The following is a 21,784-nucleotide window of genomic DNA, read 5'->3' on the forward strand; positions in this document are numbered from 1 at the left end:
TTGTTTGGGTCGGTCAGCCAACGTCCCGAATCAGCCGCCAGGCCTCATCCACCGACAGCGGTTGTTTCATCCGTTCGGCGAGCATTGCCATGGCCCGCTCCTGATCGCAGGCAACGGCCGCCGCCACCACGCCGTTCTTGCCGAACAGGCCGATAAACGGTGGGTGGTCAGGATCGCCCTTGAACTCAACCTCGTCCCAAGCCTCGGCATGTCCGAGGTAGTCGTAGTTTTTGCCGAAGTGCCAGGTCCAGAAATACGGCACGTCGAGGTAGCGCTCATCGCCGCCGAGCATATTCGCCGCCGCAATTCGCGCCTGTTGCTGAGCCAGGCGCCAGTGCTCGATCCGTTGCGGCTGGCCGTTGAGCGGGAAGGTTGCAATGTCGCCGACGGCCCAGAGCCCGTCAGCCACGCGCATTCCGCCGTCGACCTTCAGTGACTGATCTTTTTCCTTCGGCAGATCGGTAAACGGGGTGGTCGCCGGGGTGACGCCAATGCCAACCAGCACCAGATCCGCCGGCAAGCGCTGACCATTATCCAGCAGCACCGCTTCGACCTTGCCTGTGCCTTCGATCTGCGCGGCTTCGCCATCGGTATGAAACACCACGCCATTGGCCTCGTGCAGGGCACGAATTGCCTTGCCGACGGCATCGCCGAATTGCGCCTCGAAAGGGATGGCATGGCGGGCCAGGACAGTGACCTCCAGGCCGTACTGACGCAGGGAAGAGGCGGACTCCAGAGCAATGAAACTGTCGCCAACAATCACTGCCCGTTGACCGGGTTTGGCGGCTGAAAGAATCTGCAGCGCCTGCGCTTTCGAACGCAATACGAACACCTGTGGCAGATCGGCGCCAGGCAGTGAAAGATGGTTGGGAGCGCCGCCGGTGGCGATCACTGCGCCGTCATAGCTCAGCGATTGACCATCGGCCAGGCGCAGAGTCCGGTTCGGTGCATCCAGGCCCATCACATCGCTATTTATCCGTTCAATGCGCTGTTCACGATAAAAATCTTCATCCCGCAGAGGCGGAACTTCGTCCAGCGGCATCTCCCCGGCAATCACGAATTTGCTCAATACCGTACGGTCGTAACCGGCCTCGGGCTCGCGGTCGATCAGCAACACCCGGCCACCGAAACCTTTCTCTCGCAGCGCCGCCGCACAAGCCGTACCTGCGGCACCGGCACCGATGATCACAAAGGTTCGCTTATCGTCCGCCGGTGGAGTGCTGGGGGTAGGCATCGGCTGGTCATCGACCCAGACCTCATCGTCGCGCAACTCCAGCGGGTAGCGCCGCAAACTGTCCAGAGACGGGGGCTCGCACAGCGCGCCGTCTTCGAGCCGATAAGCCGCCTTGTGCCACGGGCAAATCAGCCGTCCCTCACACAGCGCGCCTTTGGCCAAGGGAGCCCCGGCGTGGGGACATTTGCCCTGATAAGCGCGCAATTGATCGCCGACCCGCAGCAAGACGATTTTCATCTTGTCGATCCGAACCTCAAGACCACGGTCTTGGGGCACATCGGCGAAACGGGCGACGCGGTGCAGTGCCATGATCGATCTCCAGGCAGGTGTTTCACTTAAGAGTTTGGCGCCTATTCCGAGGTTCAGCCAATTCCTGCTGCCACCGCACGAACGGTCCGGCTATAGTTTGCCAGCCGACGACGGCCCCCACCCGCACAAAGGTGCTCCGGTATGACCCGATTGACCTCTTTGAACCCTTGGCTGGCGGCCGTTGCAGTCGCCCTTTGCGTGCAGTTTCCGGCGCAGGCCCAGGAGCGTTTCACCCTCAGCATTCCCGGTGTTTCGGACAATCGCCTGTTCACGTCGGTGGCGGCCAGCGATGCCAACGGTTGCGGCGGCAAAAACCAGTCCCCGGCCCTGAGCTGGAACGCCGGCCCTCCGGGCACCCTCAGCTACGCCATCGTCCTGCACGACCCGGACGGCCAGAAAGGCCTGGGCGTCGATCACTGGATTCATTACGGCATCAAAGCCTCGACGCGCCAGATCCCGGCCGGCGTCGGCGCCAAATCCGCCCTCGAAGGCGTGGGCGGCAGCAACAGCAAAGGTACCACCGGTTACATCGGCCCTTGCCCGCCCATCGGCGACAGCTCCCACCACTACCTCATTCAGCTTTACGCCCTGGACCTGGCGCCAGACGCCTTGCCTGCCGGCCTGACCCGCGCGCAGCTGATGGAGCAGATCAAAGGCCATGTGCTGAAAAACAGCAGCGTGGTGCGGCGTTATCACCGCTGAAGATTTTTTTGGTGAGTTAACCCGAAGCTGACGGGCTGTCCGTCTCAGAGGATGAATGAGTCAATTTCCTCCTGAGGTCAGCCCCCATGTCCCTCCCTCTGCACTACCTCTGCCCTGCAGCCCAGGGTTTCGCCGCCGGGTTGCTGCTGGCCATTGCCGGTTGCGGCGCTTCATCCACGCCAGACTCTAAGATAGACAGCCCGGCAGCGGTTGCGCCTCCGGTTCAAGGTGCGCTGAAAACTGAAGCGTTGGTGCGCGAGGCGGTCATGGCAGACACCGCGCAGGCCAAGCGCAACGCGCGACCGGCACCGTCGGCCGCTTTCGCGCCCATGCCGGCCGGTGAAGCTTATCCACAGGGCTATCGGGATGAGCAGCGGGAGCAATATCAGGCGCTGGCCGATAACCCGATTCACAGCGTGGCCGAGGCGCCGGTCTCGACCTTCAGTGCCGATGTCGACACTGGCGCTTACGCCAATGTCCGGCGCTTGCTCAATCAGGGGCGCTTGCCTCCCGAAGGGGCGGTGCGGCTGGAAGAAATGGTCAATTACTTCCCCTACGATTACGCCTTGCCCACCGATGGCTCGCCATTCGGCCTGACCACCGAGCTGGCGCCGTCGCCCTGGAACCCGCATACCCGCTTGCTGCGCATCGGCATCAAGGCATCTGATCGCGCGGTGGCGGAGCTGGCCCCGGCGAACCTGGTGTTTCTGGTGGACGTGTCTGGCTCGATGGACCGGCGCGAAGGTTTGCCCATGGTCAAAAGCACGCTGAAATTACTGGTTGATCAACTGCGCGAGCAGGACCGGGTTTCGCTGGTGGTGTATGCCGGAGAATCTCGCGTGGTGCTGGAGCCGACTTCCGGACGGGAAAAAGCGAAAATTCGTACCGCCATCGATCAATTGACCGCAGGCGGTTCGACCGCCGGCGCGTCGGGTATCGAACTGGCCTATCAAATGGCGCAACAGGCGTTTATCCCCAAAGGCATCAACCGCATCCTGCTGGCCACCGACGGTGACTTCAACGTCGGCATCAGCGACTTCGACAGCCTCAAGCAGATGGCTGTGGATAAACGCAAAACCGGCGTGTCCCTGACCACCCTGGGTTTTGGTGTGGATAACTACAATGAACACCTGATGGAACAACTGGCCGACGCTGGCGACGGCAACTACGCCTACATCGACAACCTGCGCGAGGCGCGCAAAGTACTGGTGGATCAGCTCGGCTCGACCCTGGCGGTGGTGGCGAAGAACGTGAAGCTGCAGGTGGAGTTCAATCCGGCCCAGGTCAGCGAATATCGGCTGTTGGGCTATGAGAATCGCGCCTTGAAGCGTGAGGATTTCAGCAACGACAAAGTCGACGCCGGAGAAATCGGTGCAGGGCATACGGTGACAGCGTTGTATGAAATTGTGCCCAAGGGTGAGAAGGGCTGGCTGGAACCGCTGCGCTATGGCAATCCTGCGGCCGATGTTTCCGCAAAAACCGGGGAATTGGCGATGCTGCGAGTGCGTTATCAGTTGCCGGAAGGTGGGAATAGTCGCTTGATCGAGCGGCCAATCCTGAGTGGAGAGCTGAGTGGTGAGGCCGACAAAATCTCGGCAGCCAGCAATGATCTGCGCTTTGCCGCTGCCGTCGCTGCCTTTTCCCAGCAACTCAAGGACGGGCGTTATACCGGTAATTTCAGCCTCAAGGACACCGAAGCCCTGGCCCGTGGCGCACGGGGTGATGATCAATTCGGCCTGCGCAGTGAATTCGTGCAATTGGTGGAGTTGGCGCAGAGCCTGCGAACCCCGACCGCCTCGAATCAACAGCCCAATGACAACCGGATAGAGTGAAAGAGGCCCGCGCTGACATGTCCGATTCTGCAATCAGCTCAGCCGCCAGCAGCGACGAATCGCTGCTGGCACGCTATCGCTCCGGCGACGGGCCGGCGTTCGAAGTTTTGTACGCCCGTCATCGCCAAGGCCTTTATCGATTCCTCCTCGGCCTCAGCGGTAAACCCGAACTGGCCGAAGAGGTGTATCAGGAAACCTGGCTGAGCCTGATCCGCAGCACCAGTCAGCCACAAGGCCGGGCGAACTTTCGTACCTGGCTCTACCAGATTGCCCGCAACCGACTGATCGATCACTGGCGCAAACACGGAATCCACAACCCCTTGCACGACAGCTATGACGAACAAACCCATGCCCTGATCGATGACGCAGCCGACCCCGAACAACTGCTGAGCCTGAGCCGCGACGGTCAACGCCTCGAAGCCGCCCTGCAAACCCTCCCCGCCGACCAGCGCGAAGTGTTCCTGCTGCGCGCCCACGGCGACCTCGACCTGCCGCAGATCGCCACCCTCACCGAAACACCGCTGGAAACCGTCAAAAGTCGCTTGCGCTACGCCCAGCAAAAACTGCGTCGGCTGCTGGCCGAGGAGGTACTGACATGACTGACGCCCGACAAACACCGCCACCGCCTGACGATGAAATGCTCAAGCATTTTCGCGACCACGCAACCGGCGAACCACCGGCGCATCTCGACGCCTTCATCCTGGCCGCCGCACACCGCGAAGCCCCGGCACCGAAGCCGAACCTGTGGCAACGCTGGCTCCGCGCCTGCCAACAACCCCGCTGGCAAGTGGCATTCGCCAGCCTCGTCGGCGTCGCGCTGATGCTGGCACTGGTGCAACGCACACCGGAACAACTGCCGAGTTATGACTTCGCGCCAGCGCCTAAAGCGTCCGCCCCGGCCGCCAAACCGGAAGCCGCTGCCCGGTCCCAGGCGGCACCGACCGGCGCTATATCCGCGCCGGCACCTGCTGCGCCCATGGCGGAGTTCTCGGCGCCGTTGCAGCGCGAGTCGATCAATAGCGAAATGGCGGACGAAGCAAAAGTCAGTAAACGCTTAGCCGCGCCGACCAAGTCACTGGATGATCAATTACGTGAAGTGATACGCCTGCAAGAGACCGGTCAAACCCAAGCCGCCGAGGCGCTGCTGGCGACATTGCACAAGCGCTTTCCCAAGGAAAATCTCACGGCCCGACTCAAGGATTTGCAGAAGAAATGAGGTGAACAGCGGTCGGCAAATTTGGCATCGACACCCGAAAGCGCGCACTATCGGCCTATAGCCGATGCGTTGGAGGATGCCGTGGCACAAAAAATCGACCGCATCGCCCAAATGCTCAACTGCCCGGTGAAGGGTGAGGAACTACGGCGAGCAGTGACTGAGAGTCGTAAGGAGTTTCTTCTGGCGAAGCAGGCAGAAGAAGCGCTTGAGGAAGACGTCCTTGATGATGAAGTGGTCGAGGACGAAGAGGATGATGACTACGACGAGTTTGACTGGACGACAGAATGAAAAAACCGCTTTGGCGGTTTTTTTGTGCGCACAAAAAAGCCCCAGACCCTAAGATCTGAGGCTTTCTCGTTTCTACGTATGGTGCACCAGGCGGGATTCGAACCCACGACCCCTGCCTTCGGAGGGCAGTACTCTATCCAGCTGAGCTACTGGTGCAATGCGGGCGCCATGATACTCATATGCGCTGCAGGCGTCCATGCTGCTGAATCGTCTGCCTTTTTCAAAAGCGTAACCTACGATTGCTACGCTGATCTGAAAAAATAGGCAAATGCGGCGTTTTCGTTCTTTTTTTCGAACAGCCTATTGTCCTTTACCCCCTTTGATCCTAGGATTCGTTTGAGATTTCAAACGCTCTTGTCTGGGTGCTGAACCGCACGAGTTCGATTTGTGCGCTATTTATGTGCTTCAGCCCGGTGAATGATTTCCCTGACGGCAGCCTATAAGGCGCCTTTCTACAATCATAATTCGCTCCGCGCGTGCCGCGGTGCTGTTAAGGAAAGCCGACATGCAGCTTAAAGACACCCAGTTGTTCCGCCAGCAAGCCTTTATCGATGGCGCTTGGGTCGATGCGGACAACGGTCAGACGATCAAGGTCAATAACCCGGCAACGGGCGAAATTCTGGGCACCGTGCCGAAAATGGGCGCTGCTGAAACCCGCCGTGCGATCGAAGCCGCTGATAAAGCGCTGCCGGCCTGGCGTGCACTGACCGCCAAGGATCGCGCGAACAAGCTGCGTCGCTGGTTCGAGCTGATTATCGAGAACCAGGACGACCTGGCTCGCCTGATGACTCTGGAACAAGGCAAGCCATTGGCTGAAGCCAAGGGCGAGATCGTTTACGCCGCTTCCTTTATCGAGTGGTTCGCTGAAGAAGCCAAGCGCGTCTACGGTGATGTGATTCCGGGTCACCAGCCAGACAAGCGCCTGATCGTGATCAAGCAGCCGATCGGCGTGACCGCTGCCATTACCCCGTGGAACTTCCCTGCCGCGATGATCACCCGTAAAGCCGGCCCGGCCCTGGCCGCCGGTTGCACCATGGTGCTCAAGCCTGCTTCGCAAACGCCTTTCTCGGCTTTCGCTCTGGCTGAACTGGCCCAGCGTGCCGGTATTCCGAACGGTGTGTTCAGTGTTGTTTCCGGCAGCGCCGGCGACATCGGCAGCGAGCTGACCAGCAACCCGATCGTGCGCAAATTGTCCTTCACCGGTTCGACTGAAATCGGTCGTCAGCTGATGGCTGAATGCGCCAAGGACATCAAGAAAATCTCCCTGGAACTGGGCGGTAACGCGCCGTTCATCGTGTTCGACGACGCGGACCTGGATAAGGCCGTCGAAGGCGCGATCATTTCCAAGTACCGCAACAACGGCCAGACCTGCGTCTGCGCCAACCGCCTGTACATTCAGGATTCGGTCTACGACGCATTCGCCGAAAAACTGAAAGTGGCCGTGGCCAAACTCAAGATCGGTAACGGTCTGGAAGACGGCACCACCACTGGCCCGCTGATCGACGAAAAAGCCGTGGCCAAGGTTCAAGAGCACATTGCTGACGCTGTTGGCAAAGGCGCAACCGTGCTGTCCGGTGGCAAGGTGATGGAAGGCAATTTCTTCGAGCCGACCATCCTGACCAACGTGCCGAACAACGCTGCCGTGGCCAAGGAAGAAACCTTCGGTCCATTGGCGCCACTGTTCCGCTTCAAAGACGAAGCCGACGTGATCGCGATGTCCAACGACACCGAGTTCGGTCTGGCCTCGTACTTCTATGCTCGCGACCTGGGCCGTGTGTTCCGTGTAGCTGAAGCCCTGGAATACGGCATGGTCGGCGTTAACACCGGGTTGATCTCCAACGAAGTCGCGCCGTTCGGCGGCATCAAGGCGTCGGGCCTGGGCCGTGAAGGCTCCAAGTACGGCATCGAAGATTACCTGGAAATCAAATACCTCTGCCTGGGTATCTGAGGCCATTGCTTCAAGCGCAAAGGGCACGAGAGCGCTGTCCCTTTGCGACGCTTCAAACGGAATTTCTCTGTGGCCGGGAAAGCTGTGGCAGTCGATCATCGCATGCTGCCGTAGTTACCTCCCCGCCGCATTTTCCTTGAACCACGCCGCCCGATGAGCGGTGAATGAGGACACTATGAGCAAGACGAACGCATCCCTGATGAAACGCCGTGAAGCCGCTGTACCGCGCGGTGTTGGCCAGATTCACCCGATCTTCGCCGAGTCCGCGAAGAACGCCACCGTGACCGACGTTGAAGGTCGCGAGTTCATCGACTTCGCCGGCGGTATCGCTGTGCTGAACACCGGTCACGTGCACCCGAAAATCATCGCCGCCGTGACCGAACAGCTGAACAAGCTGACCCACACCTGCTTTCAGGTACTGGCCTACGAGCCATACGTGGAAGTGTGCGAAAAAATCAACGCCAAGGTGCCGGGTGATTTCGCCAAGAAAACCCTGCTGGTGACCACCGGCTCCGAAGCCGTGGAAAACTCCATCAAGATCGCCCGCGCTGCCACTGGCCGTGCCGGCGTGATCGCGTTCACTGGCGCTTACCACGGTCGCACCATGATGACCCTGGGCCTGACCGGTAAAGTCGTGCCTTACTCGGCCGGCATGGGCCTGATGCCAGGCGGCATCTTCCGCGCGCTGTACCCTAACGAATTGCACGGTGTGAGCATCGACGATTCGATCGCCAGCATCGAGCGCATCTTCAAAAACGACGCAGAGCCGCGTGACATCGCTGCAATCATCATCGAGCCGGTTCAGGGCGAAGGTGGTTTCTACGTCGCGCCTAAAGAGTTCATGAAGCGTCTGCGCGCCCTGTGCGACCAGCACGGCATTCTGTTGATCGCGGACGAAGTGCAGACTGGCGCTGGCCGTACCGGCACTTTCTTCGCCATGGAACAAATGGGCGTTGCCGCCGACCTGACCACCTTCGCCAAATCCATCGCTGGCGGCTTCCCGCTGGCCGGTGTGTGCGGCAAGGCCGAATACATGGACGCCATCGCTCCAGGCGGCTTGGGCGGTACTTACGCCGGTAGCCCGATCGCTTGCGCCGCGGCCCTGGCCGTGATGGAAGTGTTCGAAGAAGAACACCTGCTGGATCGCTGCAAAGCGGTCGGCGAGCGTCTGGTGACTGGCCTGAAAGCCATCCAGGCCAAGTACCCGGTCATCGGCGAAGTGCGTGCCTTGGGCGCGATGATCGCGGTCGAGCTGTTCGTCGACGGCGACAGCCACAAGCCTAACGCTGCTGCCGTGGCATCGGTTGTGGCCAAGGCTCGTGATAAGGGCCTGATCCTGCTGTCGTGTGGCACCTATGGCAACGTTCTGCGCGTACTGGTACCGCTGACCTCGCCGGACGAGCAACTGGACAAAGGCCTGGCGATCATCGAAGAGTGCTTCGCCGAGCTCTGATCCATTTGTGATCTGATCGACAAAAAACCCGCTTCGGCGGGTTTTTTTATGTCGCTTGAAAACATCAGGGGGGCATTGAACTGTCCAAAAGCCGTACAGCACGATTGCTCAAGATCGGATTGCCGGAGTTGATGCGTTTGCGCAAAAAATAAGCTTCACGCAAAACCTTGTGGGAGCGGGCTTGCCCGCGATGAGGGTCTGACATTCAGCATTGATGTAGGCTGATAGTCCGCTATCGCGGGCAAGCCCGCTCCCACAAGTTTTGCGTTGAGTTTCGATTCGAGCTCAGCCAGAGATAATCCGGTTCTTGCCCTGACGCTTGGCCTGGTACATCGCCGCATCAGCGCGGGCGAACAGGGTGTCGATGCTTTCATCCTCGTGTGTGAGGCTGCTCAGGCCCTGGCTGACGGTGATGCCGAAGGTCTGGTCGTCATGGCTGAAGCTTAACCGCTGAATTTCCCGTTGCAGGCGCTCGGCCACTTGCATGGCCATGTCCGGTGCACAGCCGGGAAACACCGCTGCGAATTCCTCACCGCCGATCCGTCCGAACAGATCACCACGCCGCAGCGCCGCGCGACCGCTCTCGGCGATGCGTTGCAGCACCTTATCGCCCTCTTGATGGCCGTAGGTGTCGTTGACCACTTTGAAGTCATCAATGTCCAGCAACAGGAACGCCATTGGCGCGCCGTTCAACCGCGCCTGCTCGAATTCGTGATTCGCGCATTCGAAGAAGTGTCGGCGATTGCTGCTTTGGGTCAACACATCGGTGCTGGCCAGGCGTTGCAGCTCGGCTTCCATCTGCTTTTTCTCGGTGATGTCTTCGGCAATGCCGACGATGATCAGCGGTTGGCCCGGCTCGGCCTGACGGTTGATGAAACACTTGTCGCTGAGCCAGCGCACCTGGCCGTCGGCGGCGATGATGCGGTATTCGCGATCTTCGACGGCGCCTTTGACCAGCACTTGGGCGAGGCTGCGCTCGGCGTAGTCCAGATCGTCGGGATAGACGCTGTCGCGCCAGTGGTTGAAGTCGGACAGCAACAGGCCGGCGGGGCGGCCAAAAATCCGGTCATAGGCCGGGCTGACGTAGAGCACCTGACGGGTTTCCCAGTTGAATGCCCAAAGCACGGCGTTGACGCTGACCAGCAGCGAGCTGAACAGCTGTTCGCGTTCGCTCAGGCGTGCCACTTCACCCTGGGCATGCATCAGCGCCATCAGCGTTTGCGCGGCCTCGGGCCACTGGGGAAGGGATGTGTCTTGTAGGCTTTTATTAACCATCGGCACAAATCTCAAAGGGCGTGCCGCTATGTCGACAGCGGCCGAGAACAAAGCCCGCCTGGATGGCGAAGTGTCTTTGAGATAGGGGATTTGGAGCGAAGTTCCCGCTTGGGGGGCAGGGGCCCGCTGGGCGGTATGGCTGCTTGAATTGACGACGCGTTTTTACGGGTAAAACGCGTCGTCAGGTTTTGCGACGGCTTCGCCGCCGAACGGGGGCAAGCCCCCTCGCCACAGAGGATCAGGCGTTGGCAGGGCGAAGGGAGTAGGTTTTCAACTGGTCGGCGAAATCACGCAGGGATTGAATCCCGCTGGCCTCGGCCTCGTGTACCCAATCCTTGATAGCAGCCAGCATGTCGTGACCATTTGAGCTGGTCTTGACCCAGATCTGTTGCAAGGCCAGGCGTTTTTCGTAAATTACCTTCAGCGCCTGGCTGTGCTCGAGCATGGTCTGGATGCGCATATGGTGCTTATCGTCCAGCAGGCTGGTTTCCCGCGACAGCAAACGCTTGGCCCGGTGGAACTGGTGACGGACGGAGTGATCGACCTTTTCCAGCTCTTGCTTGACCAGCGGCGCGATCACCAGCTTGCGGTACTGAGCCATGATCTGGAAGCGGTTGTTGAGGATCGCCATGGCGGTGTCCATGTCCAGGCTGCCTTTGCCTTCGACACGGTGGGCGATCGGTGCAACCCGCTGGACCTTGGCCAGACGCAGGAAGCTGAAGACCTGGATCCAGGCCCAGCCGAGGTCGAATTCCCATTTCTTCACCGAGAGTTTGGCGGAGTTAGGGTAGGTGTGATGGTTGTTATGCAGTTCTTCGCCGCCGATCAGGATGCCCCAGGGCACCAGATTGGTCGCCGCATCGCGGCATTCGAAGTTGCGGTAGCCGATGGCATGGCCCAGGCCATTGACCACGCCGGCGGCCCACACCGGGATCCACATCATCTGGATGGCCCAGATGGTGATACCGATGGTGCCGAACAGCAGCAGGTCGATGACGCCCATGATCGCCACGCCCAGCAGCGGGAAGCGGCTGTAGAGGTTGCGTTCGATCCAGTCTTCGGGACAGTTTTTGCCGTAGATGCGCAGGGTCTCGGGGTTTTCCGCTTCGGCGCGGTACAGCTCGGCGCCTTTGCGCAGAACGGTGGACAACCCCTTGATGACCGGGCTGTGCGGGTCATCGACGGTTTCGCATTTGGCGTGATGCTTGCGGTGGATAGCCGTCCACTCGCGGGTGTTCTGCGCCGTGGTTAACCACAGCCAGAAGCGGAAGAAATGTTTCAGGCCGGCATTGAGCTCAAGCGAGCGATGGGCTGAATAACGATGCAGATAAACCGTGACGCCGACGATCGTCACGTGGGTCATCAGTAGGGTGACTGCCACCAGTGACCAGGGCGATAAGCCAAGAAAACCTTCGTACCACATAGCCTATAGGACCCTCGATAAAGAAAAAAACAGCCGTTGCATTATCACTTAGCCCACAGATAAAACCAGTCGCCCTTTCAGATAAGAGTGGCTGGATGTTTCTTTAATCTATAATTCCAGCCTTTTTGTAGGGACATGGAGGCTCTCATGTCGGCCACCTATCGCGATGCTTTGCGTGCAGCGCTGCTCTATCTGGTGCTTTCCGTAGCCTGGCTCCAGTTTAGTGGTTATTTACTGAACAGGTTCTTCGATAGTTCCACCGACCTGCTGCGCTGGCAACTGATCAACGGTTATGCCTGGGTGGCGTTCAGCGCCGGGCTGATCTTCATTGCACGGGCACGATTGTTTCGCTGCCTGGGTGTCGGCGCCAAATTGCGTGAGCGCAATGCAGACCGGGAGCGTTTGCGTCAGGCGGCAGCGGTGTTCGATTGCACCCGTGAGCATCCGCAACGTGGGCTGGTGTCGCCGGCTGAATTCATCCCCATTGCCGAACGCACCGGGCTGATTGCCGAGATCGATGCCTGGATCATGCGCCAGGCCTGCCAGCAGATGTGCCAGTGGCAAGTGGCGGGCGTGGTGTTGTCGTTTGTCGCGGTGAACATTTCTTCTCGCCTGTTCGCCCGGCGCGAGTTGTATCAGCAGGTGGCTCACGTGCTGCACGACACGGGCCTGGATCCGGCCTATCTGGAGCTGGAGGTCACTGAAAGCGCAGTAATGGAAGACCCGGAAGTGGCGCTGGAGCAGATGCATCGCTTGCGCGAGTTGGGCGTGCGGCTGGCCATCGATGACTTCGGCACAGGCTATTCGTCGCCAACGATTGGCTGAGCGCTTGATCTGCTTTTTGTGGCGAGGGGGCTTGCCCCCGTTGGGTCGAGTAGCGGCCCCCAATTTTTGCGTCTGCTACGCAGCCGAACGGGGGCAAGCCCCCTCGCCACAGGGTTTTGTGCGCCCCTTGTCCCCCGCAAACCCTTGCCTTATCAATTAATTCATTATGGTTATATAAACATTCTTAAATAGTCTTTTTAAGAATATCAGCGCCTATCTACTATTGCCCCTACGCCGTAAGCAGTGCCCGCCACTGCCAGGCATCTCTCATTAAAGGAGCAGCACCATGAGCGCATCCCTACGTAGTGTTGACGGGCAGGACGAAGCCACCATTTTGCGTGAGATCCAGAGCGCCTTGCGCGATCTGCGCTTTGGTGCGGTGGAAATCACTGTGCACAACGCCCAGGTGGTTCAGATCGAACGCAAAGAGAAATTCCGGTTGCAGAACCCGAACAACAAATCGAGCTGAAGCAAGATCAAAAGATCGCAGCCTTCGGCGGCTCCTACGGGAGGCTGATATTAGGCGCTTTCGAACGCTGCGATCTTTGAACAGGCAACCCGTTCCAGACCATAAGAAAAAGCCAACACATCAAGAATTCCAGGAGCTTTCACCATGTCGTCGATTCGTCATTTTGCTTTGGCCGCCCTGGCCAGTGCCCTTTTTGCTGGTTCCGCGGTTGCCAAGGATTACGAGCTGCTCAACGTGTCGTATGACCCGACCCGTGAGCTGTACCAGGAATACAACGCCGAGTTCATCAACTTCTGGAAAAAGGACCACGCTGGCGACAACGTGAAAATCCAGCAGTCCCACGGTGGTTCGGGCAAGCAGGGTCGGGCGGTGATCGACGGTCTGCGGGCCGACGTGGTGACCCTGGCCCTGGCCGGCGACATCGATGAAGTCGCCAAACTCGGCAAGAGCCTGCCGGTCGACTGGCAGAAGCGTCTGCCGGAAGCGAGCACGCCTTACACCTCGACCATCGTGTTCCTGGTGCGCAAGGGCAACCCGAAAGGCATCAAGGACTGGGGCGACCTGACCAAGAACGGCGTGGAAGTCATCACCCCGAACCCGAAAACCTCCGGCGGCGCACGCTGGAACTTCCTCGCGGCCTGGGCCTATGGCCTGAAAGCCAACGGCGGCAACGAAGCCAAGGCCAAAGAGTACGTGCAGACCCTGTTCAAACACGTGCCTGTGCTGGACACCGGTGCTCGCGGCTCGACCATCACCTTCGTCAACAACGGTCAGGGCGACGTGTTGCTGGCCTGGGAAAACGAGGCCTTCCTGGCGTTGAAAGAAGACGGCGGCGCTGACAAGTTCGACATCGTCGTGCCTTCGCTGTCGATCCTTGCCGAACCACCGGTGGCCGTGGTCGACAAGAACGCCGAGAAAAAGGGCAACACCGACATCGCCGAGGCGTACCTCAAACACCTGTACAGCCCGGCCGGCCAGGAAATCGCGGCGAAAAACTTCTATCGTCCACGTGACAAGGACGTGGCCGCCAAGTACGCCAAACAGTTCCCGACACTGGAGCTGGTGACCATCGACAAGGACTTCGGTGGCTGGAAAACCGCGCAACCGAAATTCTTCAATGACGGTGGCGTGTTCGACCAGATTTATCAGGCGCAGTAACCTGAAATGGATCAGTCAATGGACCTGATTCCAGTCAGTTAAGGTGCTGAACCTGTGGGAGCGAGCCTGCTCGCGATGACGGCGGTACATTCAGCATAAATGTTGGCTGACCCGCCGCTATCGCGAGCAGGCTCGCTCTCACAGGGGCTGTGGTGTCCAAATCCTTAACTGGCTGGCATTAGCCAACAGGCCCCGATTTCACCGTCGGGGCTTAGCGCGTTTTCAACCAAGGACTTTTATGTCGCGTCGTATCTCCCCCGTCATACCCGGCTTCGGGCTGACGCTGGGCTACACCTTGGTGTACCTCAGCCTGATTGTGCTCATTCCACTGGCGGCGATGTTCGTGCATGCCGCCCAACTTACCTGGGACCAGTTCTGGGCCATCATCTCGGCGCCACGGGTGCTGGCGGCGTTGAAGCTGAGCTTCGGCACCGCGCTCTATGCCGCGATCATCAACGGCATCATTGGCACGCTGCTGGCCTGGGTGCTGGTGCGCTACACCTTCCCAGGGCGCAAAGTCATCGACGCGATGATCGACCTGCCCTTTGCTTTGCCCACCGCGGTGGCCGGTATCGCTCTGACCGCGCTGTACACCCCTACCGGTCTGGTGGGTCAGTTCGCTGCGGACTTGGGCTTCAAGATCGCCTACACCCCCCTTGGCATCACCCTGGCGCTGACTTTCGTGACGCTTCCATTCGTAGTACGTACGGTACAGCCTGTACTGGCTGATATCCCGCGTGAAGTGGAAGAGGCGGCGGCCTGCCTTGGGGCAAAACCGTTGCAGGTTTTCCGCCATATTCTGGTGCCCGCGCTGCTGCCAGCCTGGCTCACCGGTTTCGCCTTGGCCTTTGCCCGCGGGGTCGGCGAGTACGGTTCGGTGATTTTCATCGCCGGCAACATGCCGATGAAAACCGAGATTTTGCCGCTGCTGATCATGGTCAAACTCGACCAGTACGATTACACCGGCGCCACCTCTATTGGTGTACTGATGCTGGTGGTTTCCTTTGTCCTGTTGCTGCTGATCAACTTGCTGCAGCGGCGCATCGAAACCCCATAAGGAGGCGCGAACATGTCCCAATCGTCTATTGCAGCAGCCTCCTCGAACGCCGCCCGACGTGGCAGCGCCACGTCGCGGCGAATCCTCATCGGCCTCGGCTGGTTAGTATTTGCGCTGTTTCTGTTGTTGCCGCTGTTCATCGTGGTGTCCCAGGGCCTGAAGCTGGGCCTGGGTGCGTTCTTCACCGCGATCTTTGAGCCAGACGCCTTGTCGGCGCTGAAACTCACCGTGATCGCGGTGCTGATTTCGGTGCCGTTGAACCTGGTGTTCGGTGTCAGCGCGGCGTGGTGCGTGAGCAAATACTCGTTCCGCGGCAAGAGCATGCTGGTGACCCTGATCGACCTGCCGTTCTCGGTGTCGCCGGTGATCGCAGGTCTGGTCTACGTGTTGATGTTCGGCGCCCAGGGGCTGTTCGGCCCGTGGTTGCAGGACCACGACATCCAGATCGTCTTCGCCTTGCCGGGCATCGTGCTGGCGACGATTTTCGTCACCGTGCCGTTCGTGGCCCGTGAGTTGATCCCGCTGATGCAGGAACAAGGTACTCAGGAAGAAGAGGCCGCGCGCCTGCTCGGCGCTAATGGCTGGCAGATGTTCTGGCACGTCACCGTTCCCAATATCAAATGGGGCCTGATCTATGGCGTGGTGCTGTGTACGGCCCGGGCCATGGGTGAGTTCGGTGCGGTGTCGGTGGTTTCCGGGCACATTCGCGGGGTGACCAACACCCTGCCGCTGCACGTCGAGATCCTCTACAACGAATACAACCACGTGGCCGCGTTCGCCGTGGCGAGCCTGTTGCTGATCCTGGCGCTCTTCATCCTGCTGCTCAAGCAGTGGAGCGAAAACCGTATTAACCGCCTGCGCGCCAGCGCCGCGGAGGAATAAGTCATGTCGATCGAAGTGCGTAACGTCAGCAAGAACTTCCACGCGTTCAAGGCGCTGGACAACATCAGCCTGGACATTCAAAGCGGCGAGCTGGTGGCGCTGCTGGGGCCGTCCGGCTGCGGCAAGACCACATTACTGCGGATCATCGCCGGCCTGGAAACTCCGGATCAGGGCAACATCGTGTTCCATGGTGAAGACGTTTCCGGCCACGACGTGCGTGATCGCAATGTCGGTTTCGTGTTCCAGCACTACGCTCTGTTCCGGCACATGACGGTGTTCGACAACGTCGCATTCGGCCTGCGCATGAAGCCGAAAAACCAGCGTCCGAATGAAAGCCAGATCGCGGTGAAAGTCCACGAACTGCTGAACATGGTGCAGCTGGATTGGTTGGCCGATCGCTACCCGGAACAACTCTCCGGCGGCCAGCGTCAGCGCATCGCGTTGGCCCGCGCCCTAGCGGTGGAACCAAAAGTCTTGCTGCTCGACGAACCCTTCGGCGCCCTCGACGCCAAGGTCCGTAAAGAGCTGCGTCGCTGGCTCGCACGGCTGCACGAAGACATCAACCTGACCTCGGTGTTCGTGACCCACGACCAGGAAGAGGCGATGGAAGTCGCCGACCGTATCGTGGTGATGAACAAGGGTGTGATCGAGCAGATCGGCTCACCAGGCGACGTCTACGAAAACCCGGCCAGCGATTTCGTTTATCACTTCCTCGGTGATTCGAACCGTCTGCATTTGGGCGAAGACCGGCATGTGCTGTTCCGTCCACACGAAGTGTCGCTGTCGCGGCATGAACTGGAAGACCACCACGCGGCTGAAGTGCGGGATATTCGTCCGCTGGGCGCCACCACGCGGGTGACGCTGAAGGTCGAAGGCCAGAGCGAGCTGATCGAAGCCGAAGTGGTGAAGGATCACGACAGCCTGGTTGGATTGGCGAAGGGTGAGACGTTGTTCTTCAAACCGAAGGTCTGGCAGAAAGTCGCCAACCTTTAAAAGCAAAAGCATCGCGGGCAAGCCCGCTCCCACAGGGGATTTGTGAGCGACACAGATCACTGTGGGAGCGGGCTTGCCCGCGATGGCGTCCTACACCGCTGCGTTTTTCTGACGCAAACGCACACCCCCCGCCCGAGCCTCGATCTGCTCTTTCAGCTCATGCCGCAACCCCAGCAAAAACGCCAACTCAACCACTACAAACAACGGCCCGACAATCAACCCCGTCACATCATCGACAAACGCCGGTTTGCGTCCCTCGTAGTGATGACCGACAAACTGAATCGCCCACCCCACCACAAACATCCCGATGCCGCTGGCCAGCCAGACCAGCGTACTTTGCTGCGCGAGAACCTGACCCGCCCAAATGCACAGACCGAGCAACACGGTCATCAACACCCCGAGACGCACCTCCAGACGCAGGTAAAACCACGCCGATGCCATCGCGACCAGCACCGCCGGCGAAATCCAGCCTCCGCCCCATTGCGGCCGCGACAGCAACACCGCGACCGCCACTACAATCAGCGGGATACCGATAAAGTGGCTGGCAATATTGCGCGGGTCACGGTGGTAGGCGGCGTATTGACTGAGATGGTCAACGAGGCTTTTCATTGTTATTCCTCCTGTAGGGTGATGGATGATGCCCCGGGCTTCATCTCTCGCTCTGTCAGCCAGGCGACAATCTCCAGGAGTTTTCATGGGCATGCAGGTTTGGCGTTCGCGCCTGGATACGGGGCAGTGGTTCAGTCATTTACCTGTTCCTTTACAGGATAGTCTGCTGGCTGCGGCCCGGGTTCGGCGCCTGCCGTCGGGGCAACTGCTATTCAAACGCGGTGATCCGCCGTGCGGGCTGTATGCAGTGCTCGAAGGTTCGGTGCGCATTGGCGCGGTGAGCGAGCAGGGCAAGGAAGCGCTGCTGAGCCTGGTGGAAGCGCCGCACTGGTTCGGCGAAATCTGCCTGTTCGATGGCCAGCCGCGAACCCACGATGCCTACGCCGTTGGCCAGTGCACCCTGTTGCACATCCCGCAGGTGACGCTGCTGAAATTGCTCGACCAACAACCGGTTTACTGGCGGCAACTGGCGTTGCTGATGAGCCACAAACTGCGCCTGACCTTCATCAACCTCGAACAGCTCAGCCTGATGCCAGCGCCGGCGCGCCTGGCCCATCGCTTGCTGATGATCGCCGAGGGTTACGGTGAAATCGACCCACCGCGCCGTGTTCTGCAACTGCCTCAGGAGCAACTGGCGTCAATGTTGTCGCTGTCGCGCCAGACCACCAACCAGCTCCTCAAGGATTTGCAGGGGCAAGGGATTCTGAACCTCAAGTATGGCGAGATCGAGATTCTGGATGCGCTGCGGTTGCGAGCGTTGGCGGTGATTTAAAAAAGATCGCTGCCCTATGTAGGAGCTGGGAAGCCTGCGATCTTTTAACAACCGACGTTATAGGTAGGCTTTATCCATGAACGCGCCTAGCCTGTGACGACGATAATCGAGGTGTGCCATGCGTGTATTGCTAGTGGAAGACGAACCCGAGACCGCCAGTCTCCTGGCCAAAGGCCTGAGCGAAGCGAGTTACGCGGTGGACGTGGCGCTCAATGGCATGGACGGCCGGCGCTTTATCGAGTCCGGCGAGTACGAATTGATCATCCTCGACGTGATGCTGCCGGGGCTCAACGGCTGGCAGTTGCTGCAGCAGATCCGCAAGCTCGGCGACACACCGGTGCTGCTCCTCACCACCAAGGACGGCATCGAAGATCGCCTGCGCGGGCTGGAGTTGCATGAGGATGATTACCTGCTCAAGCCGTTTGCCGTCAGTGAACTGGTGAAGCGGGTGCGCAAGCTGTTGCGGCGGGATCGCGGGCGATAGCGGTTTCAGTGGTGTTTGAGAAATTGCTATCGCGGGAAAGCCCGCTCCCACAGTGGTTCTGGGTGAGTCACAGTTTTGTGAGCAACCGAAAAACCTGTGGGAGCGGGCTTGCCCGCGAAGAGGCCGGAAAACTCAACACACCTCTCGGATCTGTCACCGCAAGCCATCCCGAAACTGCCCCGGCGTCATCCCGGTCCAGCGTTTGAACGCGCGGCTGAAGCTGCTGGTGTCGGCGAACCCCAGCAGATAACTGATCTCACCCAGCGAGCACAGCGGGTCGCGCAGGTGCAGTAGCGCCAGGTTTTCCCGGCTTTCGTTGAGCAGCGTATCGAACCGACAACCTTCGTCCGCCAGGTGCCGTTGCAGGCTGCGCAGACTCAAGTGCAGCGCCTCGGCGATGCGTTCGGCCGCCGGTTCGCCTTCGGGTAATTGCTCTTCAATGGCGTCGCGAACCTTGCGCTCCCAAGTCAGCGGTTTGAGTTGCGCCAGGGTGCGTTTGAGCACTGTTTCGTTGTGCTCCGCCAGTTCCGGGTTGGCGTCGTCCAGGTGGCTGTCGAAATCCAGCAGAGCGAACTCCAGTCGGTCTTCATCGGCGTTGAAATACACCGGCGAGCGGAACACTTTGTGCCATTGATGCGGGTCGGCAGGTTCCGGACGACGCAGGTAAACCGCCAGCGGGGCGTAGTCACGGCCCAAGCGATTGCGGCAAGTGCGCACGTAAATCGCCGCGAAGGCATCAATGGCTTCGAAGGCTGGCGCGGGGTTGCCTTGGGGGATTTTCAGGCGGAAGTAGTAGCGATCCTCCGCGCGGATAAGCTCCAGATCCAGCGCGTTACTGACCACTTGGTGATAACGCACGATGCGCTCGAAGACTTCCCGCAGGCTGCCGCTGGCCACCAACGCATAACCCAACGCATGAAACGTGGTGGGGCTGACGAAACGCGACACCCGCAAGCCAATCGCCGGATCGCCGCTGACCTGCACCGCGATTTGCCACAGGCGCGTGGTAGCGGACAACGGGTAACGGGCGTTCGGGTCGTCCATCAACTGCGGGTCGAGCCCCGCCTGTTGGCACAGGGCGGTGCTGTCGAGCCCCAGCGCATCGAGCTGCTTGCGCAGAGCGCGGGTCCAGCTGGCGAGGGAGGTCGGTTCTGTCATGTTGATTGGCGCGTCCGGTCAACAGGTTGGCGTTCACGGCTACCGCTCAGTAAAGCATCACGGGGCAGGATGCGAACATCAATAACCAGAGGATGGAAGCATGGACGGTACTTCTGCAAGTCCCCAGCGACTGAATGCAGCACAGCGATCAGCGCATATTCGCGAGGTGGTATTGGCCAAAGGCGTCGAACTGCGTCAACGCTACCCGATTCTCAACCATCAGGACGCCTTGGGTGCGGGCATTCTGGCCTTCGCCTTGGCCGGGATGATCGGTTCCGCAGCGCTGTACATCACCGGGTACATGGCTTGGTGGGTATGCCTGCTACTCAACGCGTTTTTTGCTTCGCTGACCCACGAGCTGGAGCATGACCTGATCCACAGCATGTACTTCCGCAAACAGCGCGTGCCGCACAACCTGATGATGGGTCTGGTGTGGCTGGCGCGACCGAGCACCATCAACCCCTGGATCCGCCGCCATTTGCACCTCAACCATCACAAGGTGTCCGGCAGCGAAGCCGACATGGAAGAGCGGGCGATCACCAACGGTGAGCCCTGGGGCATCGCGCGGCTGTTGATGGTCGGCGACAACGTGATGTCTGCGTTCATCCGCATGCTGCGGGCCAGGACCTGGGCGCACAAGTTCAGCATCATCAAGCGTTCTCTGAAAGTCTATGCGCCACTGGCGCTGGTGCATTGGGGGGCGTGGTACGTGTTTCTCGGTTTTCACGCCGCCAATGGCATTGCGCATCTGTTGGGTGCGCCTATCGAATGGTCGGCGACTACATTGACGATGATGCAGGTGATCGACATCGCTGCCGTGGTGATCATCGGCCCGAACGTGTTGCGCACGTTCTGCCTGCATTTTGTCAGCTCGAACATGCACTACTACGGTGACGTGGAACCCGGCAATGTGATCCAGCAAACGCAGGTGTTGAACCCTTGGTGGATGTGGCCGTTGCAGGCGTTCTGCTTCAATTTTGGCAGCAGCCACGGGATCCATCATTTTGTGGTGAAAGAACCGTTTTATATCCGCCAGATGACCGTCCCGGTGGCGCATAAGGTGATGCGCGAGATGGGCGTGCGGTTCAATGATTTCGGCACGTTCGGGCGAGCGAACCGGTTGACGGTTCAAGCCCGGGATGTTCCCACGCTTTGTGTGGGAACAAAATTTACCCGGTCGTCATAACTTTCAGCATGTGGTGTTCACCGCCGAAAGGTCTGCTCAGTTACCTGTAATCAGCATGCAGGTTTGTGCTTTACAGCCCTTGGCATTGCTCAGGGTGACGAACCTTATTGCGGCGTCGGGGGTGGAGGTGGAAATCGTAATGGTGGCGTTTTTGTAGTCTTGGGTTTGAAGGCGATCACCTGGCAGTACGACTCTTCTCCACTGTCCCTGAAAAACCTGCAGAGGAAAGCTGGTTTTGTTTTTGATCTCAAGTTCAACCTTGGCTGCGTCCTTAGGTGGCGCAGCGAAGAGCGGAAATGATGCTGACAGCAGTAGCAGGTAAATCAGCGGCTTGGTAATTGAATTCATAGGTACTCTTCCTGAGTGTGTTGAAGTGCAATCGCACTGTCCATTGATACAAAGTGCTGATGATGTAATGCGTCTATCGCGCGTCATGCAAGATTGATGTTGTAAGGAGGAATGTAGGTTTCCCGGTTCTCTTCCCTTTCCTCAAGCGCCTCTCGGCTGAACA

21 protein-coding genes, 1 tRNA gene and 1 pseudogene are annotated in these 21,784 nt (G+C 59.5%); 16 read left to right on the plus strand and 7 right to left on the minus strand.

Features of this window, described 5'->3' with window-relative positions; translation table 11 throughout:
• Positions 1-13: 13 nt before the first annotated feature.
• A complete protein-coding gene (locus KGB18_RS04550) occupies positions 14-1,543 on the minus strand; it encodes an FAD-dependent oxidoreductase (RefSeq protein WP_123719059.1) in 1,530 nt (509 codons plus the stop codon).
• 141 nt (positions 1,544-1,684) lie between these two features.
• Here KGB18_RS04550 and KGB18_RS04555 point away from each other — a divergent pair, with 141 nt between their 5' ends.
• From KGB18_RS04555 to KGB18_RS04575, 5 genes are all read left to right on the plus strand, one after another.
• The gene (locus KGB18_RS04555) at positions 1,685-2,245 is read left to right on the plus strand and encodes a YbhB/YbcL family Raf kinase inhibitor-like protein (protein ID WP_223569462.1); all 561 of its coding nucleotides are present in this window, start codon (positions 1,685-1,687) and stop codon (positions 2,243-2,245) included.
• Positions 2,246-2,331: 86 nt separating this feature from the next.
• Positions 2,332-4,077: a vWA domain-containing protein gene (locus tag KGB18_RS04560; RefSeq protein ID WP_223569463.1), complete on the plus strand. Its 1,746-nt coding sequence runs from the start codon at positions 2,332-2,334 to the stop codon at positions 4,075-4,077.
• A 17-nt stretch (positions 4,078-4,094) separates the two neighbouring features.
• On the plus strand, positions 4,095-4,676 hold the full coding sequence (locus tag KGB18_RS04565; RefSeq protein WP_095054474.1) for an RNA polymerase sigma factor: 582 nt from the start codon (positions 4,095-4,097) through the stop codon (positions 4,674-4,676).
• Positions 4,673-5,293, plus strand: a complete 621-nt coding sequence (locus tag KGB18_RS04570; RefSeq protein WP_123719062.1) for a hypothetical protein — start codon at positions 4,673-4,675, stop codon at positions 5,291-5,293. Before KGB18_RS04565 ends, KGB18_RS04570 begins: the two co-directional genes overlap by 4 nt.
• A 21-nt stretch (positions 5,294-5,314) precedes the next feature.
• Positions 5,315-5,581: a hypothetical protein gene (locus tag KGB18_RS04575; RefSeq protein WP_207189013.1), complete on the plus strand. Its 267-nt coding sequence runs from the start codon at positions 5,315-5,317 to the stop codon at positions 5,579-5,581.
• A 79-nt stretch (positions 5,582-5,660) separates the two neighbouring features.
• On the opposite strand, the gene KGB18_RS04580 is transcribed toward KGB18_RS04575, so the two are convergent.
• Positions 5,661-5,737: transfer RNA gene (locus tag KGB18_RS04580), tRNA-Arg, on the minus strand.
• Positions 5,738-6,086: 349 nt separating this feature from the next.
• On the opposite strand from KGB18_RS04580, the gene gabD reads away from it, so the two are divergent.
• A complete protein-coding gene (gene gabD / locus KGB18_RS04585; protein WP_052962928.1) occupies positions 6,087-7,529 on the plus strand; it encodes an NADP-dependent succinate-semialdehyde dehydrogenase in 1,443 nt (480 codons plus the stop codon).
• A gap of 175 nt (positions 7,530-7,704) precedes the next feature.
• Complete coding sequence (gabT, locus tag KGB18_RS04590) at positions 7,705-8,982, plus strand: 4-aminobutyrate--2-oxoglutarate transaminase (RefSeq protein WP_008068635.1); 1,278 nt, start codon at positions 7,705-7,707, stop codon at positions 8,980-8,982.
• 285 nt (positions 8,983-9,267) lie between these two features.
• Here gabT and KGB18_RS04595 read toward each other — a convergent pair whose 3' ends face one another.
• Positions 9,268-10,257, minus strand: coding sequence for a GGDEF domain-containing protein (locus tag KGB18_RS04595; protein WP_223569464.1), 990 nt, complete (start codon positions 10,255-10,257; stop codon positions 9,268-9,270).
• A gap of 238 nt (positions 10,258-10,495) precedes the next feature.
• The gene (desA, locus tag KGB18_RS04600) at positions 10,496-11,680 is read right to left on the minus strand and encodes a delta-9 fatty acid desaturase DesA (protein WP_007899628.1); all 1,185 of its coding nucleotides are present in this window, start codon (positions 11,678-11,680) and stop codon (positions 10,496-10,498) included.
• A gap of 147 nt (positions 11,681-11,827) precedes the next feature.
• Between desA and KGB18_RS04605 the strand changes: the two are divergent.
• The 6 genes and pseudogenes from KGB18_RS04605 to KGB18_RS04630 all read left to right on the plus strand — a co-directional run.
• Positions 11,828-12,490, plus strand: a pseudogene (locus KGB18_RS04605) (EAL domain-containing protein); the annotation flags it as partial.
• 301 nt (positions 12,491-12,791) lie between these two features.
• Positions 12,792-12,974: a sulfur starvation response protein OscA gene (oscA, locus tag KGB18_RS04610; RefSeq protein ID WP_123719066.1), complete on the plus strand. Its 183-nt coding sequence runs from the start codon at positions 12,792-12,794 to the stop codon at positions 12,972-12,974.
• Between the two features lie 144 nt (positions 12,975-13,118).
• Positions 13,119-14,132 carry a sulfate ABC transporter substrate-binding protein gene (locus tag KGB18_RS04615; protein WP_123719067.1) on the plus strand — a complete coding sequence of 338 codons (1,014 nt, stop codon included), beginning with the start codon at positions 13,119-13,121 and terminating at the stop codon, positions 14,130-14,132.
• 238 nt (positions 14,133-14,370) lie between these two features.
• The gene (gene cysT, locus KGB18_RS04620) at positions 14,371-15,189 is read left to right on the plus strand and encodes a sulfate ABC transporter permease subunit CysT (RefSeq protein WP_033058556.1); all 819 of its coding nucleotides are present in this window, start codon (positions 14,371-14,373) and stop codon (positions 15,187-15,189) included.
• Between the two features lie 12 nt (positions 15,190-15,201).
• Entirely contained in the window at positions 15,202-16,071 is an 870-nt protein-coding gene (cysW, locus tag KGB18_RS04625; protein WP_052962920.1) for a sulfate ABC transporter permease subunit CysW, read from the plus strand.
• Between the two features lie 3 nt (positions 16,072-16,074).
• Positions 16,075-17,064, plus strand: a complete 990-nt coding sequence (locus KGB18_RS04630) for a sulfate/molybdate ABC transporter ATP-binding protein (RefSeq protein WP_123357244.1) — start codon at positions 16,075-16,077, stop codon at positions 17,062-17,064.
• A gap of 90 nt (positions 17,065-17,154) precedes the next feature.
• On the opposite strand, the gene KGB18_RS04635 is transcribed toward KGB18_RS04630, so the two are convergent.
• A complete protein-coding gene (locus KGB18_RS04635; protein WP_050682814.1) occupies positions 17,155-17,673 on the minus strand; it encodes a DUF962 domain-containing protein in 519 nt (172 codons plus the stop codon).
• Positions 17,674-17,758: 85 nt separating this feature from the next.
• Between KGB18_RS04635 and KGB18_RS04640 the strand changes: the two genes are divergently transcribed.
• Together KGB18_RS04640 and KGB18_RS04645 are read left to right on the plus strand one after the other, a co-directional pair.
• Positions 17,759-18,445 (plus strand): Crp/Fnr family transcriptional regulator, encoded by a 687-nt coding sequence (locus tag KGB18_RS04640; RefSeq protein WP_123719068.1) that lies wholly within the window; start codon positions 17,759-17,761, stop codon positions 18,443-18,445.
• Positions 18,446-18,563: 118 nt separating this feature from the next.
• On the plus strand, positions 18,564-18,929 hold the full coding sequence (locus tag KGB18_RS04645) for a response regulator (protein ID WP_030131593.1): 366 nt from the start codon (positions 18,564-18,566) through the stop codon (positions 18,927-18,929).
• A gap of 153 nt (positions 18,930-19,082) precedes the next feature.
• Here KGB18_RS04645 and KGB18_RS04650 read toward each other — a convergent pair whose 3' ends face one another.
• Positions 19,083-20,087 (minus strand): AraC family transcriptional regulator, encoded by a 1,005-nt coding sequence (locus KGB18_RS04650; protein WP_223569465.1) that lies wholly within the window; start codon positions 20,085-20,087, stop codon positions 19,083-19,085.
• 100 nt (positions 20,088-20,187) lie between these two features.
• On the opposite strand from KGB18_RS04650, the gene KGB18_RS04655 reads away from it, so the two are divergent.
• Positions 20,188-21,273 carry a fatty acid desaturase gene (locus KGB18_RS04655; protein ID WP_123719070.1) on the plus strand — a complete coding sequence of 362 codons (1,086 nt, stop codon included), beginning with the start codon at positions 20,188-20,190 and terminating at the stop codon, positions 21,271-21,273.
• A 36-nt stretch (positions 21,274-21,309) separates the two neighbouring features.
• On the opposite strand, the gene KGB18_RS04660 is transcribed toward KGB18_RS04655, so the two are convergent.
• Positions 21,310-21,621 carry a hypothetical protein gene (locus KGB18_RS04660; protein ID WP_052962914.1) on the minus strand — a complete coding sequence of 104 codons (312 nt, stop codon included), beginning with the start codon at positions 21,619-21,621 and terminating at the stop codon, positions 21,310-21,312.
• Between the last annotated feature and the right edge of the window lie 163 nt (positions 21,622-21,784).

Origin of the sequence: Pseudomonas sp. BF-R-26, assembly GCF_019947395.1 — a bacterium.
Taxonomy (GTDB): domain Bacteria; phylum Pseudomonadota; class Gammaproteobacteria; order Pseudomonadales; family Pseudomonadaceae; genus Aquipseudomonas; species Aquipseudomonas farris.

Excerpts from the sequence above, each read along its gene's own strand:
- KGB18_RS04570 (WP_123719062.1), top strand. The coding sequence starts at position 4,673 with ATGACTGACGCCCGACAAACACCGCCACCGCCTGACGATGAAATGCTC.
- KGB18_RS04560 (WP_223569463.1), top strand. The coding sequence starts at position 2,332 with ATGTCCCTCCCTCTGCACTACCTCTGCCCTGCAGCCCAGGGTTTCGCC.
- oscA (WP_123719066.1), top strand. The coding sequence starts at position 12,792 with ATGAGCGCATCCCTACGTAGTGTTGACGGGCAGGACGAAGCCACCATT.
- KGB18_RS04645 (WP_030131593.1), top strand. The coding sequence starts at position 18,564 with ATGCGTGTATTGCTAGTGGAAGACGAACCCGAGACCGCCAGTCTCCTG.
- KGB18_RS04635 (WP_050682814.1), bottom strand. The coding sequence starts at position 17,673 with ATGAAAAGCCTCGTTGACCATCTCAGTCAATACGCCGCCTACCACCGT.
- KGB18_RS04565 (WP_095054474.1), top strand. The coding sequence starts at position 4,095 with ATGTCCGATTCTGCAATCAGCTCAGCCGCCAGCAGCGACGAATCGCTG.
- gabD (WP_052962928.1), top strand. The coding sequence starts at position 6,087 with ATGCAGCTTAAAGACACCCAGTTGTTCCGCCAGCAAGCCTTTATCGAT.
- desA (WP_007899628.1), bottom strand. The coding sequence starts at position 11,680 with ATGTGGTACGAAGGTTTTCTTGGCTTATCGCCCTGGTCACTGGTGGCA.
- KGB18_RS04555 (WP_223569462.1), top strand. The coding sequence starts at position 1,685 with ATGACCCGATTGACCTCTTTGAACCCTTGGCTGGCGGCCGTTGCAGTC.
- KGB18_RS04655 (WP_123719070.1), top strand. The coding sequence starts at position 20,188 with ATGGACGGTACTTCTGCAAGTCCCCAGCGACTGAATGCAGCACAGCGA.
- KGB18_RS04660 (WP_052962914.1), bottom strand. The coding sequence starts at position 21,621 with ATGAATTCAATTACCAAGCCGCTGATTTACCTGCTACTGCTGTCAGCA.
- KGB18_RS04640 (WP_123719068.1), top strand. The coding sequence starts at position 17,759 with ATGGGCATGCAGGTTTGGCGTTCGCGCCTGGATACGGGGCAGTGGTTC.
- KGB18_RS04630 (WP_123357244.1), top strand. The coding sequence starts at position 16,075 with ATGTCGATCGAAGTGCGTAACGTCAGCAAGAACTTCCACGCGTTCAAG.
- KGB18_RS04650 (WP_223569465.1), bottom strand. The coding sequence starts at position 20,087 with ATGACAGAACCGACCTCCCTCGCCAGCTGGACCCGCGCTCTGCGCAAG.
- KGB18_RS04595 (WP_223569464.1), bottom strand. The coding sequence starts at position 10,257 with ATGGTTAATAAAAGCCTACAAGACACATCCCTTCCCCAGTGGCCCGAG.
- KGB18_RS04615 (WP_123719067.1), top strand. The coding sequence starts at position 13,119 with ATGTCGTCGATTCGTCATTTTGCTTTGGCCGCCCTGGCCAGTGCCCTT.
- cysW (WP_052962920.1), top strand. The coding sequence starts at position 15,202 with ATGTCCCAATCGTCTATTGCAGCAGCCTCCTCGAACGCCGCCCGACGT.
- cysT (WP_033058556.1), top strand. The coding sequence starts at position 14,371 with ATGTCGCGTCGTATCTCCCCCGTCATACCCGGCTTCGGGCTGACGCTG.
- KGB18_RS04550 (WP_123719059.1), bottom strand. The coding sequence starts at position 1,543 with ATGGCACTGCACCGCGTCGCCCGTTTCGCCGATGTGCCCCAAGACCGT.
- gabT (WP_008068635.1), top strand. The coding sequence starts at position 7,705 with ATGAGCAAGACGAACGCATCCCTGATGAAACGCCGTGAAGCCGCTGTA.